Raw genomic sequence first — 17404 nt, 5'->3', positions numbered from 1 at the left:
TGTCAAAAAAAACGTAGACTGGACTTTACCGAAGGCATTCCTACAGAATAGTCCGTCCAAAAACTATTGTCCCATTATCCGTTCCCACAACCCGGACATACTTGCTTCCCGGTCTTCAGGCCCCTGTTGAACATGAACGGCTTGTAATTGCCCGGCCTTTTCCTGCAGGAGGAAATAGAAAATATGCTGTGGCCGTTTTCCTGGAACATCAATCTGTCCGTAGCGGAGATCATTCATCCTAAAGGTAGAATCATTTTCTTGTTCTACATTAAAGTAACCATCGGAAAACCAACGCAGAATATTTACATCGCGATCATCCCAGTGGTCTTTGACCAGTTGATGGTTTTTAGGAACCTCTTTTAGTTTAAAAAACGGTGCTTTATCAAGCAAGGAGTACTGCCCCATATAAAAACTGGTAGGCGTTTCGGCCGTACCCTGCCAGAGGAGACTGTTAAGAATCGTTGGCCCAACCACGTGTCGCGTAGCAGTGATGTTTTCTTTCTCCAGGGTAGCTTCCATGCGTTGATTTGCATACCAAAAAAAGCTGGTGCATAGCAGGAGGTAAGCGCTACTGATAATGATCCCCGCCCAATTGTAACGCTGCCGCTTTTTGCTGCCGCGTATTTGCCTGCTGGCCAAAATAAGACAAACCAAAAATGGAAGAGTATAAAGTGGGTCAGCGACAGATACCACGTTCCATGCGATTCTGATGGTGCTGAAAGGCTCAAATAATTGGGTGCCGTACGTCGTACAAGCATCCAGTAAAGGGTGGGTAAGGATAGCCCAGAAAAAAAGTTGTGTCCAAAGCCACCAACCAGGGTTTTTATTGACGGAAGGTGTCTTGCGCCTTTTTTCACGAAAGTAAATAACCAAAGGGAACGCAATCATCGCCAAGCTTACGACCAAGGCGATACTGCCGATATTATTTATTTCTAGCGGCATCAACGAGCTGCCGATTAATACAGCAAGGAAGAAAAAGGCCCATCCCGCAAATAGAGAGACCTTCTCATTTTTCGGCCATTTTCCTTCTTTACCTCCGTATAGTCGGTGTACCAACAACCCCATTCCCAGTGGAATCACAACAGAAAAAAGAATAGAATGCGTGAATGCGCGATGATAGGCTAGCGCACTAACTTGGTCGGTAACGAAGTTGGCGAAGATATCAAGGTCAGGAAAAGTACCCGCTATTGCGCCCCAGAGCATAGCTCGGTTGCCGGCTTTTTTGCCTAGTACAACTTCGCCTACTGCGGCGCCCAGTGTGATTTGTGTAAGACTATCCATGAATGATGTTGGATGTGAAGAACGATGGTACAACACCAAAAGCACGCCGTAAGTTGAAGGACTAGGTTACTGTAATTTTTTAGTCCATGTCCCCCAGATAAACAGGCCGTTTGGGATGATCCAGGTCAAACAGCCATTGGATCATATCCAGAGGGTAAAACTTAGCCTCTGCAAGCTCTTCTAGCGGTACCCAACTTACACCAATTTGGTAACGATCAGCTCCCGTTCCCATCTTAGGCTCGGAGCCTGGCGCCAAATGGCAGCGAAAGAAAAACTCAACCTGATGGACGTGCCGCAGGCGGGCCTGCCCAGGGTGATTGAGCCCGATATAATCTCTAACAAACAGCAACTCCCCTACCTCTACTTGCACACTGGCTTCTTCCCAGCACTCACGAACCACAGCCTCTTCCAGACTTTCTTGGTACTCTTGCCCACCACCAGGAACACAGTGGAAAATACCACGTTTGTCCTCGTTTTTATTGCAAAGGAGTTTTCCATCTTGGATGATAATTGCTTTGACTGAGTTACGGATACGCATAGTTCGGGCTTTTAATGATACACGATGAAATGTAGGCGAACAAGGTAATGTTAAAAAAGATTCCAAGAGGTGCTGTGTAATTACGTTTTTCTGGCGGTTCTATGTATGTTTTTCTATTTATTAATACACTAAAAACTCTATATGACTAAGTGAGTTCACCTTGAATATGCCACCCTTATAATCCCTTATATTTCCTGATATGGTTCAAAAAAAAACCTGGTGCCTTTGGTGGTGAAAAAAATACTTACTCCGGAAAAATCGCCCACAAATTCTCCGTCGCAGCCCCCCAGCAATCGACTCTCCGGAGTTCAGGGAGATCAAATCGACAGGCTTTCACAAGATCAAAGCGGTATTCTTCCAGCCGGCAGCGGTTGCCATCCATGTAGAGGAGTCGGCCAAAGGTGTTTTCCGTAAGGCAAGTATATTCTGCGAAAGCATTGGTATTGTCTAAGCTTGCCCCGAGGAAAGTCATGATATTGATAGTGATTTTCTGGCTGGCCAGGCTATTGGTCCACTCACAGATATCTACGCCAGGCAGGCGACACACATTTTCGCCATCACTGATGAAGATAAGCGCTTTGGAAGTGTTGGGGTTGTCGGTGAAAAGGGTTGGCGTTTCTTGAAGAATCGTCAATAAAGGGGTCGTTCCGTCCGGTACCAGGAATTGTAAGGCATAGCCCATGTCTTTACGACTCAGTTCTCCGGCAGGGTGCCACAGGCGCGGTACGGTACCGCAGTCTCCGCCGATAGTACCAATGCCTACCTGGGTTTCATCAGAAAAAGTTTCGAGTAGTAGCTGAGCTGTTTCACGCATCACATCAAAGCGATCTTCTCCAATACAGCTGACTTCTTCCATGACCATGCTCCCTGAAATGTCTAGTAGAAAGACGACCTCGTCGTAGTCTACAAATTCAAGGAGTGGCTGCACATTGGCAGGAAGGCTGGTGTATTCGTAGGTTTTTAGTTGCCGGTCTTCGCGATTTTGAATACTATCCTCTACAATGAATTCAGTAGCAATACCGAGGGTGTCTATCAGGCGTTGATAATTCTCAGCGGCTTGTCTATTCTGTACATCAGCGCGATAAGCAGCAAGAAAACTGACCATACCCCGTTCTAAATCTCTTCGGTGTACGTGGTAGTGTGGGGCCAGGTCGGCGTGAGCTGCAGCACCTTTTCCTTGGTTCATCACCTGTGCGTATCCGAGGGCATTGAGCATGATAGAGCGCTCCTCTGGATACGGTAATTCTGTTTGTAATTCAATCGCTCGATTTAAGGGGGCAATAGCTTTGCCATAGCGTAGGCCGTAGAGATTGATCATCCCGGCGACAAAATGCTGCAAACTGGCCAAGTGTACATAATCTGGGTGCCGAGGGCTAAGCATGGTTTTACCATTGCCTAGTACTTCTAGCGCATCGTCTGTTTTTTGCTGTTGCCCCAAAGACAAGGCGTAGGCCAGCGCAAAATTATATTGATTAGGATGTAACTGATATGCTTTTCTCAAATGATTTTCAGCCCGACTGTAGTTGCCTTCCGAAAAATAGTACGACCCCAGGAAGTAATTGCGATAAGCTTCCTTTCCACCACCAGCCATTGCCGCCTGGGTGAAAAGGAAAAGCAGGAATAGGAGTAACAATCGTTTCATGGGGATCGTCAGGTTAGAGGAAAGTGTTGCCGCACATAGTATTGTGCAGAAAACAAAGTGTATTTTTTCTTAAGTTTTTCAAATAGTTAAAACGCTTTAAATGAAGCGCTTATTTATCTATTATGAAAAACAAAAACACACTTTGTTTTCGTGCTGTTCCTCAAACGCAAGGCGGCAACACTTTATGTCTGTACTTAGAAAGAATAACTACGACCTAATCTTAAGATCGCTTATTCACTTCAATCGTAGCCTGCAATTCTCCAGGCAATTCTATCGCTTCTCCCCCATTTGGAGTACCAATACTTAGCTCGTCGGCCAGTACTTCTCCTTTGATCAAGTCGCCAAAGTTGGTCACAGCACGCGCAATGGTTGGGTCTTCGCTGATGACTACTGTGATGCGGTCCATTACTTCAAAGTTCTTATCCTTGCGGATATTCTGAATGCGATTGACCAGCTCTCGTGCCATACCTTCGTCTTCCAGAAGATCAGTGAGCGTCAAATCTAAGGCGACGGTTAAGCTGCCATCGGTGGCTACTTTCCAGCCGGGGATATCCTCGGTGGTGATTTCGAAATCTTCCATTGTCAACTCGAAGTTCTCATCTCCTACGACTAAAGTATAGGTTCCTGATTTTTCGAGGGCTGCAATATCGTCCTGGTTGAATTGGTTGATCGCCTGTGCGGCGGCCTTCATGTTTTTACCCAGTCGCTTACCAAGGGTCTTGAAGTTGGGCTTGATCCGCTTTTTGAGGAAGCCTTCTTCATCATCGCGCAAATAAGCTATTTCCTTCACATTAACTTCAGCTAAAATGAGGTCTTTCACCTCTTCTACCTGGCGTTCGAAACCGGCATCAAGTACCGGCAGTAAAATCTTTTGTAGCGGCTGCCGTACCCGGATCATATCCTTTTTACGGATACTAAGTACAAGGCTGGAAATACGCTGGGCATAATCCATTCGCTCCTCCAGGCCAAGGTCAATCAAGGATTCGTTGGCAGGCTCCAATAAACTCAAGTGTACTGAATCAAACTGTAGGCGAGAACCTTCCTTTTTGGCGTCATCTTTTACGCCTTCTGTAAGGTTGCGGTACAACCAGTCACTAAAGAATGGTGCTACTGGCGACATCAACTGGGCCGTAGTTACAAGGCATTCGTACAAGGTCTCGTAGGCGGCTTGCTTGTCGGCATTCATTTCTCCTTTCCAGAAACGACGGCGACAAAGGCGTACATACCAGTTGCTCAAGTGTTCGTCTACAAAGCGTTCGACGGCACGACAGGCACGAGTAGGCTCGTAGGCAGAAAACTGCTCTTGAACCTCCTTCGAGAGACTGTTGAGTTTTGAAATAACCCAACGGTCGATCTCAGGACGATCTGCCACCGGGATACTTTGCCCCGCTTGTGGCTGCCATTTATCGATATTCGCGTAAAGCGTGAAGAAGCTATAAGTATTAAAGAGCGTACCGAATAGTTTACGGCGCACTTCTTCAATGCCTTCCAGATCAAACTTGAGGTTGTCCCAAGGGTCGCTGTTAGCCATCATGTACCAGCGGGTAGCATCTGCGCCGTACTGCTCCAATGTTTTAAATGGATCGGCAGCATTGCCGAGTCGCTTCGACATTTTCTGGCCGTTCTTGTCCAGTACGAGTCCGTTGGAGACGACGTTTTTGAACGAAACGGTATCATAAGCCATCACGGCAATCGCATGTAGCGTATAGAACCAACCACGGGTTTGATCAACACCTTCGGCGATAAAATTGGCAGGGTAGCTTTGCCCAAAAGGAGCGTTGAAAGGCTGCTCGTCGCCGGCGGCCAGTTTCTCGTAGTCAAGTCCCCATTGGGCGTAAGGCATGGAGCCAGAATCGAACCATACGTCGATCAGGTCCAGCTCGCGCTTCATAGCTTGCCCGTCTTCACTTACCAGTACAACATCATCAATGTAGGGGCGGTGAAGGTCTTTAGGTACTTCCTGGTTCAAGCCCAATGCTTTATTGGCTTTCTCTACCTCACGGGTGAGTTCGGGAATAGAGCCAATACATAACTCTTGCTTCCCGTCTTCGGTCCGCCAGATCGGTAGCGGAATTCCCCAAAAGCGAGAACGACTCAGGTTCCAATCTTGTAGGTTCTCCAACCACTTTCCGAAACGACCTTCACCAGTACTGGTAGGCTTCCAGTTGATGGTCTTGTTGAGTTCAGACATGCGCTCTTTGTAATCGCTGGCACGCACAAACCAACTATCAAGTGGGTAGTACAATACTGGGCGATCTGTACGCCAACAGTGTGGGTACGAGTGCAGGTATTTCTCAGAATGGAAAAGTTTATTCTCTTCCTTCAGTTTGATTACGATGTCAACATCTGTTGGGCGATCTTCTTTCTGGCCATAATCCTTTACGTAGCGACCGGCAAAATCGGTGACTTCTGCCACAAATTTACCTTGGCGATCAACCAGTGGCATAGGGTTGTCAAACTCATCTTTCACCAACAAGGCAGGGATGTCATTTTCCTTAGCCACGCGCATATCATCTGCACCGAAGGTTGGTGCAATGTGCACGATACCGGTACCATCTTCGGTGCTCACGAAGTCACCAACAATCACGCGAAAAGCGTCACCTTCGGGCTTAACGTAAGGCATCAGTTGCTCGTAGCGAGTACCTGCCAACTCAGCGCCGGTCATTTCGGCTACGATTTCGATATAAGGGTAAGGCTTGTTGCCAGGAACGGCATCAGCTGCCGTCATGTCGGGCTTAGCTTCTGAGAAATAAGCATTCAGCCTATCCTTCGCGAGTGTCACGAAGATCGGTTCCTGTGTATAGCGGTTGAAGGTACTGACCTTCACGTAAGGAATCTTTTTGCCTACAGCAAGTGCTGTATTTGACGGGAGTGTCCAAGGCGTAGTCGTCCACGCTACGATATACTCGTTGTCGGTATCTTTTACTTTAAACTGAGCAACCGCCGAGGTGTCACGAATTTCCTTGTAGGCACCTGGCATGTTTAGTTCGTGCGAACTTAGGCCCGTACCCGCAGCAGGAGAAAATGGCTGAATGGTATACCCTTTGTACATCAAGCCCTTGCGGTGCAAGCGCTGCAAAAGGAACCATACCGATTCGATATAGCTGTTCTCGTAGGTGATATAAGGATTATCCAGGTCTACCCAATAGCCCATCTTGCGGGTCAGGTCATCCCAGATGTCCTTGTAGCGCATCACTGTTTCGCGACACTTCTGGTTGTACTCGTCGACTGAAATTTTCTTACCAATGTCGTCTTTGGTGATGCCTAATTCTTTCTCTACACTCAGTTCGATAGGCAAACCATGCGTGTCCCAGCCACCTTTGCGGTCAACGCGCTCCCCTTGCAGGGTATGAAAGCGACAGAAAATGTCTTTGATCGCACGGGCCATCACGTGGTGAATACCAGGTAGGCCGTTGGCAGAAGGAGGGCCTTCATAAAAAACGTAAGTCTTCTCTGGATCGCGCTCCTGGATAGATCGATCAAAGATTTTTTCGTTCTCCCAAAATTGGAGGATCTCCTGATCGATTTCCGGTAAGTTCAGCTGTTTATACGACTTGTACATCGGTAGCGTACGGATGTTTAGATTCTCTGATCTTTTTTGTGTTTGGAGTCAAGCGAAAACAAAAATCACGTTCCTTGTCAGTCACTTACGATTGTTGCTTTAGCTTGACCACAAAAAAATCAGAGAAGGTTAATTTTCAATGAATGTGCAAAAGTACAAAACAAAAAGCTCCGACAGAGGCCATCTGTCGGAGCTTTTTGTATAGCAAAAATTAGCACCTACAGATCGCCGGGCGAACTGATGATAATAATGCTAATAATTATACTTTGCTGTTGCATGTGGCGAATATAGGTGTTTTTTGGAGATGGGGCAAGAAATAAATGAGCGGTCGTTCCTTTCAGTTGGTAAAACTAGGTACGCTTGACCTGGAATATGTTGCTTCAGTATCGAGTACGCTTGCTTCATTGCTTATTTTCTGAATCACTGTTGTTTTGTCAGAATGTAGCCTACTCCAATCATCGCCATTTGATCAAAAGCTACATGGTTAAAGCTTTCTTTCCCCCCGATGCCACAATTAAGTCTTAATGCTGTAGAAATCGCAATTTTATCACTTACCATAAATTGGAATCCAGCCTTTATAATAATTCCAAATTCTAGTTTATTCAAGTACTCATTGGGATCATAATTGGTTCCTCTGCTATTATTTGTAGGAGTCGAAATGTTATAATTATCTACTACAGTTCTGGCCAACGGAACCCCTAGATAACCACCCATGTCAAAATAAAGAGGCATCGTTTTAGTAAGCCTACGACCAACAAATCCTGAGAGATTCATATAAGTTAAGTCCATGTTGATTTCGTGACTTATCCCACCCGCAAGGCCTCCAGCGTACGTGCTCACAGTGAGTGTTCTCCTTAAAACGGACAACTCTACACTTCGTCTTTTCTTTTCATGTGCCTTCAATAAAGCAAGACTTATTACTCCTGTTCCAGAATTATCTTCCACATATGTTCTGTAAGTAAATTGCTCGTTTTTGTACCAATGACTATATTGATTTACACCCCAATAGCCTGTTATTACTTTTGTTTGGGCAGAACCTTGTGAAGGAAGGGAAATGATTGCAAAAATACCTGTTAGAATAGCAGTTTTTACAGGGTTTATGTGGATATGTGAGAGGGCATTCCATAATATTACAATTGATTTCATGGGTTTACTTTTATATAGGAGTGTAAGCGCTTCAAGTTTAAAAATCCTTTAGAACCGGCAAATCAATAAACGAAACATAAGCCTTACTTCGGTGGACCTTGTAAACCGGAGTGCCCTCCTTTGGTGCTCGATCAAAGGTGTCTTTGTCGGAGCCTGCAATTGCGATTCTCAAGGAATGCCCTTTTTTCATAAGTACGGAAGTTGGCCACAATTTGAACGTGATTTCTTCCACTTTATTCATCGGCATTGGTGCTGCATCGAGTAGATAAAAGGAATGATAAGGAACATGATCGGACATCGGGTTTTGGGATATTTTACGATGTTCAAGCAGTAGTCCGCCCTCCGTGATATAGCGGCTCTTTCCGTTGGGATCAATGTCTTCCAGATAAACAAAAATGGCACCCTCTTGATGGGTAGAAGATAGCTGCAGGGTTATCGCTGGAGTTCCCGTAATTTGCAGATCTTTCTTGAAGGGGTCCGTTGTATATGTTAGCATCATGGAATCGACAGCATTCCGATTATCAAGATTTAAAACAGGTTTGCCCATTTGTGTTGACCACCTGTTGTTATTTCCTGTTGAAACAGAAAAGTCGACCCGGTATTCATCGATACCTTTAGGTTCGTTGGATGGTGACGTCGCTAGCTTTCCGTTTTTAGCCAAAAAGTATTTAACGCGTGATTGTCCCTGAGGAGGCCAACTATCAGTTGTTTTGAATGCTTCTTCGCCAAAGTTGTAATATTTTACGGTTGGCCAGTCATCAACCTCCTCCCCTTTGACTTTCAAATAATGATCAAAAAAATCCAATTGCAGTTGAAGCTGCTCCGCGACAGAAGGAACGGGATCGATTGCTTTATCCGAAACAATAAACGGGCTTGCATGTGATCCTCCTCCGTGAGCAGTAGGCATTAAGACTACTTTTTGTGGATTGGGAAAATTTTGTAACCTTAATAAAGCACCCTCTGCTGTACCCGCATCCATCCAACTCGCTAGGACTAGCATAGGTACCTGTGATTCAGAAATCTCTTTCTGCCAATGAATTGGAGAGCACTCTTCGTGGGTGAAATCGCCAAACTTTGAGTCTTTATATTTTGCATCTTTTGCCGCCTCTAACACATCGGGATTATCTTGATGCTCAGCAATTGCTTCTTCCGGAAAGGTGGCCGTAACCCGTCTAACGCTTGTCTGTAAAACATCTGTAGCGTTATTGTCCAACCAATGGACGACCTTACTCCATTCGGCAATAAAGCTAGTGGCAAGCATTCCGTAAGGCCTGCCTGGACTTTCATAAATGTCAAAATCTGACCAACCGGGAATGACTGCTTTAACTGCTTCGTGGCCCGTGGCACATAATAATTCTGCGGTAGTTCCTGAATATGACGTTCCGTAAGCACCAACACTGCCATCTGACCAGGGCTGGTTGACGATCCAATCGACTATATATTTGGCATCCTGCACTTCAGTAGGGGTGTATTCCCCTGGTCTTCTGCCGTAAGAAGCACCGGTTCCTCTGACATCAACTTTGACCAAAATATAATCATTGGTTAAGAAGATACTGTCTCGCTGGCGCAGTGCTGGTGTCGAAGCGCCGGTTTGAGGATCTTCTGTAGATCGCCAATACCTTGTCAATTCTATAAGTGCTGGTAATTTTCTGGTTTTATCTCCTTCCGGAAAGTATACATCAACGGCCAACTTTGTTCCATTGACCGCCGGAACATAATAAGACGCTGAGGCGCCAAAAGAAACGTCGGCTTTAGCAGCCTGATGGCAACCTGGTTGATAGACTGAAACAAGGAGAATGGTGAAAATAAGTTGCAGGTGCTTCATTTTCAATGAATTATTTGGATGTTAACATATATCCCTAAAACCCCGGCCTTTCCCCCACCGTCAACCGCTCAATTTCCTTGGGATCAACCGTACGCAATTGTCCCACGTAATAGTTTGGATAGGACGAATGACGAACCATAAAGGAATCTACCTGATTACGGAATAAGGTGGGATCATACTGCTGCGCATTATAGATGTAGTAAGTAGTAGTGTCAAATTCGCTATATACCCTGGGTATGATCCGGTTCATTGTTTTTTCAATATGGTACGAATTGGCAGGCTCCATGTGCGTCTCGTTAAAGACTTTCAGTTCGCGATCCTGCCAGCGGTTAGCAAAAGCGACGGACGAATTTTCGAGGTTTTGCCCCCGTCCGCCCATCGCTCGGGGAGGGAGGGCTAGCAAGTCGAAACCAACCCTAAAGACAATAAACGCAGCGGCAAGAATAAAAAATTGAGAGGAGGGCTTTTTCCAGTAATAATAAAGCAAGCCAGCTAATGGCAAAAAAGCACTGATCCCCTTTAGGTAAAGATTTGGGATGGCTTGGGTGTCTTTTACAAACAAAGTAGCCAAGGCTCCGCCCGCTAAAGCAAAAATGAAAACACCGCCAAGGATGTAAAATACCTTATCCCAGTTATCGCGCTCGGCGGTAGCTGGGGGGATCATTTTGACCAGCAGGATAAAGCCCAGTGGCAAGAGCATCAAAATATAGCGAGGGTAAAAATTCGGCGAAAGCCAATAAACGGCCAGGTTGACGAACAGTGCATAAAAACAAAACCTCAGGAAGAAATAGCCTTGTAAGCGTTCTCTGTTTTTCTTTTTTACCAATAAATATAAAAGTAAAGTCCATGGGAGAAAATGGTAGAATAACTCTACCGGGAAATTAAGGACGTGCTTGATCGTGTCTCCCCAACCGTAAGCAACGGCAGTACGCTTACCTGATTCTACAAAAAGGGCCTGGAAAACATTTTCCAAGCTGTTATACTGGTTGTAAGCGAGGTAATAAACAGCCAATATTCCTACCGCTAAAAGTCCACTGCCGATATGCGAGAGCGAGAATAACCGTTTCCATTCCTTTTTTAAAATGAGGTAAGTTATCAGTGTCAATCCTTGAAAAACAATCGCAGGCAACCCTTTTAGCATAAAAGCCACAACCATTAGCAGGTAGGAAAGCAGAAACATTCGATTCCAGCGTTCTCGCTCTCCCTGATGATAGATGACCATAATGAGGCCAAAAGTTACCCAGGAAAAACAAATGTCGATCAAGCCCAAAAGCGATTCCCAGAAAAGAATGCGGCCGCAGGTAAGTAAGAGTAAGGCCACCAGAAAAGACCGCTCAAAACTCATATGCCGGCGACAAACACGGTATACCGTAGCTGCAAACCCTAGTAAGCAAAGTACCATGGGCAGGCGCGCTGCCCACTCACTTGCTCCTCCGTGCAGATAAAAAGACAAGGCCAGTATCCAGTTCCAAAGCGGGGGCTTGTTATAATAATAATCACCGTGTAAAGTCGGGGTAATGTAGTTGCCACTCCAGAGCATTTCCAGTGCCACCACTGAGCGATTGCCTTCATCGTCGATAAAGGGCTGTACGCCTAGATTAAGGAGAAATGCTACAGGAATAAGTAGCAGGATGGACCAGAATAGCCAGCGAGGTAGTTGCACTTCTTTACGTATCTTTGGATGAGGAACAGCACAAAAACGAATGCCCCATTTGTTTTTTGCGCGATACTAGGTACAAAAGTACGGATTCAAGAGCAATCAATTTACAACCCTACCATAGAGCAGACTAATTTATGGAGCAGCCAAACACCTTCTTATTTAAAAACACATTGCGGCAGTGGATGCTTTTAGCCCTATTGAGTACAGGAGGTTTGGTCGCCGCTTGCGAGGCATCGCCTGCCGAAAGTGATCAAGCCGAAACGACGAAAGCGAAGATCATGGAGGTGGCTCAATTGGATACTGTCGTAAAGCCACCACCGCCACCCGCTCCCGATACCTTTGATTATGATACCACCCAGTGGCTGGAATTGATCTATCTAGACAGCACCATTCAGTTGGATTTGCGTTACGCCACTGAAAATAATTTTGTCGGTCAGGTGATGTACGATTGCCCAAGGTGCTTCTTGCGCCCCGCAGCTGCACGGGCAGTGATAGCTGCTCATCAAGAGCTGCAAGCCGAAGGCTTAGGCTTGAAAATGTACGACTGCTACCGTCCGCGTGATGTACAATGGAAACTTTGGGAAATCTTTCCCCAGCCCGGCTATGTCGCCGACCCCCGAAAGGGCTCTATTCATAACCGGGGTGGAGCGGTAGATCTTACTATTGTTACCTTAAAAGGAGAGGAATTAGCGATGGGTACAGATTTTGATTTCTTCGGCCCCAAGGCCAATCATACCTACACCGACTTTCCGGAAGAGGTACTCAAAAATCGCATAAAACTAAAGACCTTGTTAGGGAAATATGGCTTTTCGCCCATTCGTAGCGAATGGTGGCATTACAATTTTAGAGAGGAAAAATATGAGCTGGCAGATGCAGAATGGAAATGCCCAGAGGAATAAGCGCTAGTTAATCACGTTCTGTCTTTTGAACCATTCCTAACGAGATACGTATACATTGCAGTCAAGCATTTGACTATCTTCGATAAATTTAGCAACTTGCGTCCTCTTTTAGCTAGAATACTAAGTGAGCGTATAAAAATAATGTATTAACCCCATGGCGGAGTATAAATCAGATGTAGAAGCGGTAGACGCCCTTGCCCGCGCTTACCAAGCGTTGAAAACCGAAATAGGTAAAGTAATTGTAGGGCAGGATGAAGTGGTGAAGACCGTAATTATTTCCCTCTTCAGTAACGGCCACAGCTTATTGGTGGGGGTACCAGGTTTAGCAAAAACCTTGTTGGTAAGTACCATCGCCGAAGTGCTTGACCTCGATTTCAAGCGTATCCAGTTTACACCGGATTTAATGCCGAGTGATATTACCGGTTCGGAAATCCTGGATGAAGACCGCCACTTTAAGTTTAATAAAGGGCCGCTGTTTTCAAATATCGTCCTTGCGGATGAAATTAACCGTACGCCGCCTAAAACACAGGCTGCTTTATTGGAAGCCATGCAGGAGCGTTCAGTTACTGTAGCAGGGGTGCGCCATCCATTACCAGCACCATTTTTTGTATTGGCTACACAGAACCCTATTGAGCAAGAAGGTACTTACCCGCTGCCAGAAGCGCAGTTGGACCGTTTTATGTTCAATATTCCGCTCACCTACCCTTCTTACGAAGAAGAAATTGCGGTAGTGAAAGCTACGACAGGCAAGAAGGTTACAGAGTTGAAGCATATCCTGAGCGCGCTTCAGATTATGGAGTTTCAGCAATTGGTACGAAAGATTCCTATTGCCGATAACGTATTGGAATATGCTGTAGGTTTGGCATCAAAAACTCGCCCCGGTACAGATCGTGCAACGGCAGAGGTTAACAACTACATCAGTTGGGGTGCCGGCCCACGTGCTTCTCAATACTTGGTTTTAGGTGCTAAGTGTCATGCCGCTATCAGTGGCAAGTACTCGCCAGACAAGTCGGATGTACAGGCCATTGCCAACTACGTGTTGCGCCACCGTATCGTACGCAATTACAAAGCAGAAGCAGAAGGCGTCACCGAAGAAGATGTGATCACACATTTGCTATAGATAAAGTACTTGTTGTACTAAAAGAGACAAGTGAAATAGCCTGCTAGTGGAGAGTTTTACCATTGGCAGGCTATTAATTTGATTATGTTGGTCAAGTGGATAACCAATAAACTAACCCGGTGCTTTCGACCGGGTTTTTTAATTTAGGTATATCTTTACCAAACAAGCTCTAAAGAAAGTAGTACGCCAAAAGTGGCGTTTCTTTCATCTATCCAGTTATCAAAGATTAATAACGAACATGCAAAGAATAAATAAGCCTAGAGCCGACCATTTTGTCGGACAAGTAGTCTCCTATATACTTGTCTTTAGCTTCCTCGTATTGAATGTTTTTTCTTGTGCCCCAGAGGCTGTTCAGAAAAGCTTCGAGGCGGATAAAATTGCTTTTGGTAAAATCAATCGTATCAACGTACTGTGTGATCAGGACGTTTGGGATGGCCCGCTTGGAGACAGTATCCGGTATTATTACGGTGCAGCCTACCCTATTTTGCCTCAGCCCGAACCCATCTTCGATCTTCGGCATATTACACTGGAAGATTTGCGTAAGGATCCGCTGCGGAAAGAATTGCGGACTTACATCATTGTTGGCGACTTAGCCGACCAGAGCTCTGAAACCTCCGCCTTGATTCGTCGGGATGTAGGTACGGAAAAAATTAGCTCTACGACTGCCGAGAACGGCTATGGCAATTCTGTGGCCCGCAACAAATGGGCAAAAGGGCAAACCATCGTCTACCTTTACGGTAATTCAGCTGATAAGTTGGTCGATAATATTATCAATAGCTTTTCTGCTGTGGCTAAGCGTTTGCATCAAGCTGATGAGAAAATTATCGATGCTACCGCTTTCTTCAACGGCGAAAATGTCGGCTTAGCCAGTGAAATCAGTGCCCTTATGGGCGTGAAAATGCGCATACCAGAGGAGTTTAAGCCTGCAATGAAAGAAAGTGATATCGTTTGGCTACGCCGGGAAACTTCCGAAGCCAGCAGTAATATTATTTTGCAAAAGGTTCCTTACACTGATCAGTCTCAGTTGTCCAGAGAAGGAATCAAAGCCATCCGCAATGAGATGGGCAAGGCCTATGTGTCTTCTACCCTACCCGACACCTATATGCGAATCAATGACGTGGATCTTCCTTTGATCGTGGAGACCACGAGAGTCAATGGTGATTACGCACTGGAAGCCCGCGGTATTTGGGATATCGTCAATGACTTTATGGGGGGAGCATTTGTGAGCTACCTCATCTACGACCCCAACAAGGAAGAGCTACTCTTTATGGATGCCTTCGTGCATGCTCCAGGAAAAGAAAAAAGAGATTTGATGCAGCAGTTGGATTATATTCTTAATACTGCGCAGTACTAATTTTCACAGTTATTACAAGTGCCCTCCAGGACCAAGTGGGTTTGCTGAACTTTGAAACCTCTAGGTACCTGGATGGTGCTTGTTGTAATACTATCCAGGCAGATGGTCTTCCCACAGTCATTACAATGAAAATGCGCATGCTCATCATGGTGTCGGTGCTCGGTACAAGCATCATTACAAAGCGCATATTTTGTAGCGTTTCCGCTGTCTACCACCTGGTGGATAAGCCCCTTGTCTTCAAATGCCTTTAGTGTTCGATACAGCGTTATCCGGTCAGCATCAGGTAGTCGCTGCTCCAATTCTGGATGCGTAATGGCCTGCTTTCCCGCTTCCAGAAAAATCTTCAGCACCTCCCCTCGCATAGCTGTCTTGCGAAGTTCGTGTCGTTGTAGTAATTCAACAATTGTTTGATTCATTTTACAAAGATAACCAAAGCCGAAAAAATAAATTTATGCATCTTGTCTACTTTCATAAAACCTTTTAACTTGCAATATTGTTGCATTTGTCTATCTTTGTGAATAATCTAACAGGTTAGGCTTAACTATGCGACTAATTCGTTCTTATTTAGATATAATGGGCTTCTCCGCCTCTTTTCTCTGTGCAATACATTGTTTGCTCATGCCTTTGATATTGTCTTTCGGTTTGGTAGGCGGCCTCAGCTGGTTGGAAAGCCCGCTGGTAGAGTGGACTTTTATTTTGAGCACACTGGTTCTCGCAAGTTGGTCTTTACTCGGGTCATTGCCTCACCACCACAACAAGCGCCCTTTGATCATTGCCGCCATCGGATTCATCATTATCCTTGGTGTTCACCTGTTAGAGCATGTCGTTGGCCATTTCGTTGCCGCTATTGGTGGGGTACTGATTGCTTATGCTCACTACATCAACTGGCGCTTACTTCACAACCATGACCAAGCTCCTACTCCGTCTTCTGCTTATGAACTGATTCACGAGTAATTCAAGAAAAGAGTTGTTTCGCTTTTGGGGCCATGCCTTCTCCCGACTGATGCAGTCGGGATCGGCACCAGGCCATCCGTTCTTACCTTCGGTACCACTGCTGTCCCTTGTCCTTAGTCCCTCCGGGCCTCGCACTCCAGGCGCTGCCTTGCGTGTTAAGGATGGCTAATAGTAAGTTACCCATTTTAGGCTAGAGATTTGGTTGTTGAACAAGGCGCGAAGAACGAGCATAGCCAAAGCTACGCAAGTGATGAGTAACGAAGTTCAGCGACGAAAGATCAGTATTAAAGGGAGGAAGTTATTATTCGCCAACCCCTAATCTTCCAATTCCTCTTTTACGGTCGGTAACATTAAACTCACCCAACGCGCATACTGTGCACCAGAAGGGTGAAGGCCATCACTAGCTACCAATGAGGGCATGCTTAAGCCCTCTCTGGAAATCGGTGTAATATCAAAGTACCGCACCCCATAAGTTTCTGCAATAGCTTTGTTGACCGCGTTGTAAGCGTCAATACCTTCACTGATCGTGGGGTTGCCATTTCCGAAAGGGGTAAAGGCATAATCAGGTATCGAAATCACGAAAACCCTCGTCAGGTCGCCTGCCGCAAATTCTATGGCCTGCTCCAGCAATGACCGAAATTCTTCCTCGTAAGGTCCAATGGGCCGGTTCCTATATTGGTTATTTACCCCAATCAGCAGCGTGACCAGATCATACGTGGTTTGGAGATCATCACGCACTGCAATGCCATCCGCCAATTCATCTGTCGTCCAACCCGTACGGGCAACAATATCTACCGGAGAGAGCTCAATGCCAAATGGCGCCAAACTATCAGCCAGCTGCTTGGGGTAGCGCTCCCTTTCGGCTACAGATTCTCCAATCGTGTAAGAATCCCCCAGCGCCAGGTAACTGATCGGCGTAGTTGCTCCGGGCAGCGGCGGAAAAGGCCCCTGCGGTTTAGCTACCTCATTGGTGTTACAAGTTCCGATTAGTATAGTGACAACAAGGAGGAAGAGATATCGCATGGTAATGAATTGGTTATACATTTAAAGCTAAAGTCAAGAGGATTGTTTACAATGCCTCATTGTAAAAATGTATTCCTATGCGACGTCGGATTAATATCTGACACTTATTAATCCGACGTCGCTATGTATCCTTCCTCTGGAAGTATCTCGTGAATGAAAGTCAATACAAACGATTTAATCATTTGTCCGATATAGGCGGACTTAAAAAATCAGGTATTTGTACGACGCTCTCCGAGGTCGGAGTAATCTTGTAAATGTTGTAGCTACCAACGTGAGACCTCTGCCGAGGTCTTAGAAGTACCTTGTGAAAATGTCAACTAAATGTCGGAATCTAATAAGGAATCGTTCATTTTTTTCCTGCCAATAGATGGCACTTGGTATAACATCCATTTAGGGTTAT

Annotated in this window: 13 protein-coding genes; 4 read left to right on the top strand and 9 right to left on the bottom strand. The window is 45.6% G+C overall.

Annotated elements, in window-relative coordinates; translation table 11 throughout:
• Nucleotides 1-63 precede the first annotated feature (63 nt).
• The 7 genes from A3EU_RS0116055 to A3EU_RS30735 all read right to left on the bottom strand — a co-directional run bounded on the left by A3EU_RS0116055 (nucleotide 64) and on the right by A3EU_RS30735 (nucleotide 11657).
• On the bottom strand, nucleotides 64-1281 hold the full coding sequence (locus A3EU_RS0116055) for a metal-dependent hydrolase (protein ID WP_020537210.1): 1218 nt from the start codon (nucleotides 1279-1281) through the stop codon (nucleotides 64-66).
• A gap of 79 nt (nucleotides 1282-1360) precedes the next feature.
• Entirely contained in the window at nucleotides 1361-1819 is a 459-nt protein-coding gene (locus tag A3EU_RS0116050; RefSeq protein WP_020537209.1) for an NUDIX domain-containing protein, read from the bottom strand.
• A gap of 244 nt (nucleotides 1820-2063) precedes the next feature.
• A complete protein-coding gene (locus tag A3EU_RS0116045) occupies nucleotides 2064-3461 on the bottom strand; it encodes a vWA domain-containing protein (protein ID WP_020537208.1) in 1398 nt (465 codons plus the stop codon).
• Nucleotides 3462-3681: 220 nt separating this feature from the next.
• Complete coding sequence (gene ileS / locus A3EU_RS0116040; protein ID WP_020537207.1) at nucleotides 3682-7023, bottom strand: isoleucine--tRNA ligase; 3342 nt, start codon at nucleotides 7021-7023, stop codon at nucleotides 3682-3684.
• A gap of 420 nt (nucleotides 7024-7443) precedes the next feature.
• Complete coding sequence (locus tag A3EU_RS0116035; RefSeq protein WP_020537206.1) at nucleotides 7444-8169, bottom strand: hypothetical protein; 726 nt, start codon at nucleotides 8167-8169, stop codon at nucleotides 7444-7446.
• A gap of 37 nt (nucleotides 8170-8206) precedes the next feature.
• On the bottom strand, nucleotides 8207-9994 hold the full coding sequence (locus A3EU_RS30740) for a CocE/NonD family hydrolase (RefSeq protein ID WP_020537205.1): 1788 nt from the start codon (nucleotides 9992-9994) through the stop codon (nucleotides 8207-8209).
• Nucleotides 9995-10028: 34 nt separating this feature from the next.
• Nucleotides 10029-11657 (bottom strand): ArnT family glycosyltransferase, encoded by a 1629-nt coding sequence (locus A3EU_RS30735; protein ID WP_020537204.1) that lies wholly within the window; start codon nucleotides 11655-11657, stop codon nucleotides 10029-10031.
• 131 nt (nucleotides 11658-11788) lie between these two features.
• Between A3EU_RS30735 and A3EU_RS30730 the strand changes: the two genes are divergently transcribed.
• From A3EU_RS30730 to A3EU_RS0116010, 3 genes are all read left to right on the top strand, one after another.
• Nucleotides 11789-12553, top strand: coding sequence for a M15 family metallopeptidase (locus tag A3EU_RS30730; protein ID WP_245569365.1), 765 nt, complete (start codon nucleotides 11789-11791; stop codon nucleotides 12551-12553).
• A 154-nt stretch (nucleotides 12554-12707) separates the two neighbouring features.
• The gene (locus tag A3EU_RS0116015; RefSeq protein WP_020537202.1) at nucleotides 12708-13673 is read left to right on the top strand and encodes an AAA family ATPase; all 966 of its coding nucleotides are present in this window, start codon (nucleotides 12708-12710) and stop codon (nucleotides 13671-13673) included.
• Nucleotides 13674-13911: 238 nt separating this feature from the next.
• Entirely contained in the window at nucleotides 13912-15027 is a 1116-nt protein-coding gene (locus tag A3EU_RS0116010) for a DUF4837 family protein (protein WP_020537201.1), read from the top strand.
• Here A3EU_RS0116010 and A3EU_RS0116005 read toward each other — a convergent pair.
• Nucleotides 15024-15443, bottom strand: a complete 420-nt coding sequence (locus A3EU_RS0116005) for a Fur family transcriptional regulator (RefSeq protein ID WP_020537200.1) — start codon at nucleotides 15441-15443, stop codon at nucleotides 15024-15026. The two genes, A3EU_RS0116010 and A3EU_RS0116005, sit on opposite strands and share 4 nt — an antisense overlap.
• A gap of 127 nt (nucleotides 15444-15570) precedes the next feature.
• On the opposite strand from A3EU_RS0116005, the gene A3EU_RS30725 reads away from it, so the two are divergent.
• Complete coding sequence (locus A3EU_RS30725) at nucleotides 15571-15981, top strand: MerC family mercury resistance protein (RefSeq protein WP_083937446.1); 411 nt, start codon at nucleotides 15571-15573, stop codon at nucleotides 15979-15981.
• A gap of 315 nt (nucleotides 15982-16296) precedes the next feature.
• Here the strand turns inward: A3EU_RS30725 and A3EU_RS0115990 are convergent, their stop codons facing one another.
• The gene (locus tag A3EU_RS0115990; RefSeq protein ID WP_211213941.1) at nucleotides 16297-17004 is read right to left on the bottom strand and encodes an SGNH/GDSL hydrolase family protein; all 708 of its coding nucleotides are present in this window, start codon (nucleotides 17002-17004) and stop codon (nucleotides 16297-16299) included.
• Nucleotides 17005-17404 lie beyond the last annotated feature (400 nt).

Source organism: Lewinella cohaerens DSM 23179, from assembly GCF_000379805.1.
Lineage (GTDB): Bacteria > Bacteroidota > Bacteroidia > Chitinophagales > Saprospiraceae > Lewinella > Lewinella cohaerens.
This window is presented reverse-complemented; position numbering and strand designations above follow the sequence as displayed.

What these genes read in the sequence shown, in the direction of transcription:
- A3EU_RS0116015 (WP_020537202.1), top strand. Translation starts at nt 12,708, where the DNA reads ATGGCGGAGTATAAATCAGATGTAGAAGCGGTAGACGCCCTTGCCCGC.
- A3EU_RS30725 (WP_083937446.1), top strand. Translation starts at nt 15,571, where the DNA reads ATGCGACTAATTCGTTCTTATTTAGATATAATGGGCTTCTCCGCCTCT.
- A3EU_RS30740 (WP_020537205.1), bottom strand. Translation starts at nt 9,994, where the DNA reads ATGAAGCACCTGCAACTTATTTTCACCATTCTCCTTGTTTCAGTCTAT.
- A3EU_RS0116035 (WP_020537206.1), bottom strand. Translation starts at nt 8,169, where the DNA reads ATGAAATCAATTGTAATATTATGGAATGCCCTCTCACATATCCACATA.
- A3EU_RS30730 (WP_245569365.1), top strand. Translation starts at nt 11,789, where the DNA reads ATGGAGCAGCCAAACACCTTCTTATTTAAAAACACATTGCGGCAGTGG.
- ileS (WP_020537207.1), bottom strand. Translation starts at nt 7,023, where the DNA reads ATGTACAAGTCGTATAAACAGCTGAACTTACCGGAAATCGATCAGGAG.
- A3EU_RS0116005 (WP_020537200.1), bottom strand. Translation starts at nt 15,443, where the DNA reads ATGAATCAAACAATTGTTGAATTACTACAACGACACGAACTTCGCAAG.
- A3EU_RS0115990 (WP_211213941.1), bottom strand. Translation starts at nt 17,004, where the DNA reads ATGCGATATCTCTTCCTCCTTGTTGTCACTATACTAATCGGAACTTGT.
- A3EU_RS0116045 (WP_020537208.1), bottom strand. Translation starts at nt 3,461, where the DNA reads ATGAAACGATTGTTACTCCTATTCCTGCTTTTCCTTTTCACCCAGGCG.
- A3EU_RS0116055 (WP_020537210.1), bottom strand. Translation starts at nt 1,281, where the DNA reads ATGGATAGTCTTACACAAATCACACTGGGCGCCGCAGTAGGCGAAGTT.
- A3EU_RS0116050 (WP_020537209.1), bottom strand. Translation starts at nt 1,819, where the DNA reads ATGCGTATCCGTAACTCAGTCAAAGCAATTATCATCCAAGATGGAAAA.
- A3EU_RS0116010 (WP_020537201.1), top strand. Translation starts at nt 13,912, where the DNA reads ATGCAAAGAATAAATAAGCCTAGAGCCGACCATTTTGTCGGACAAGTA.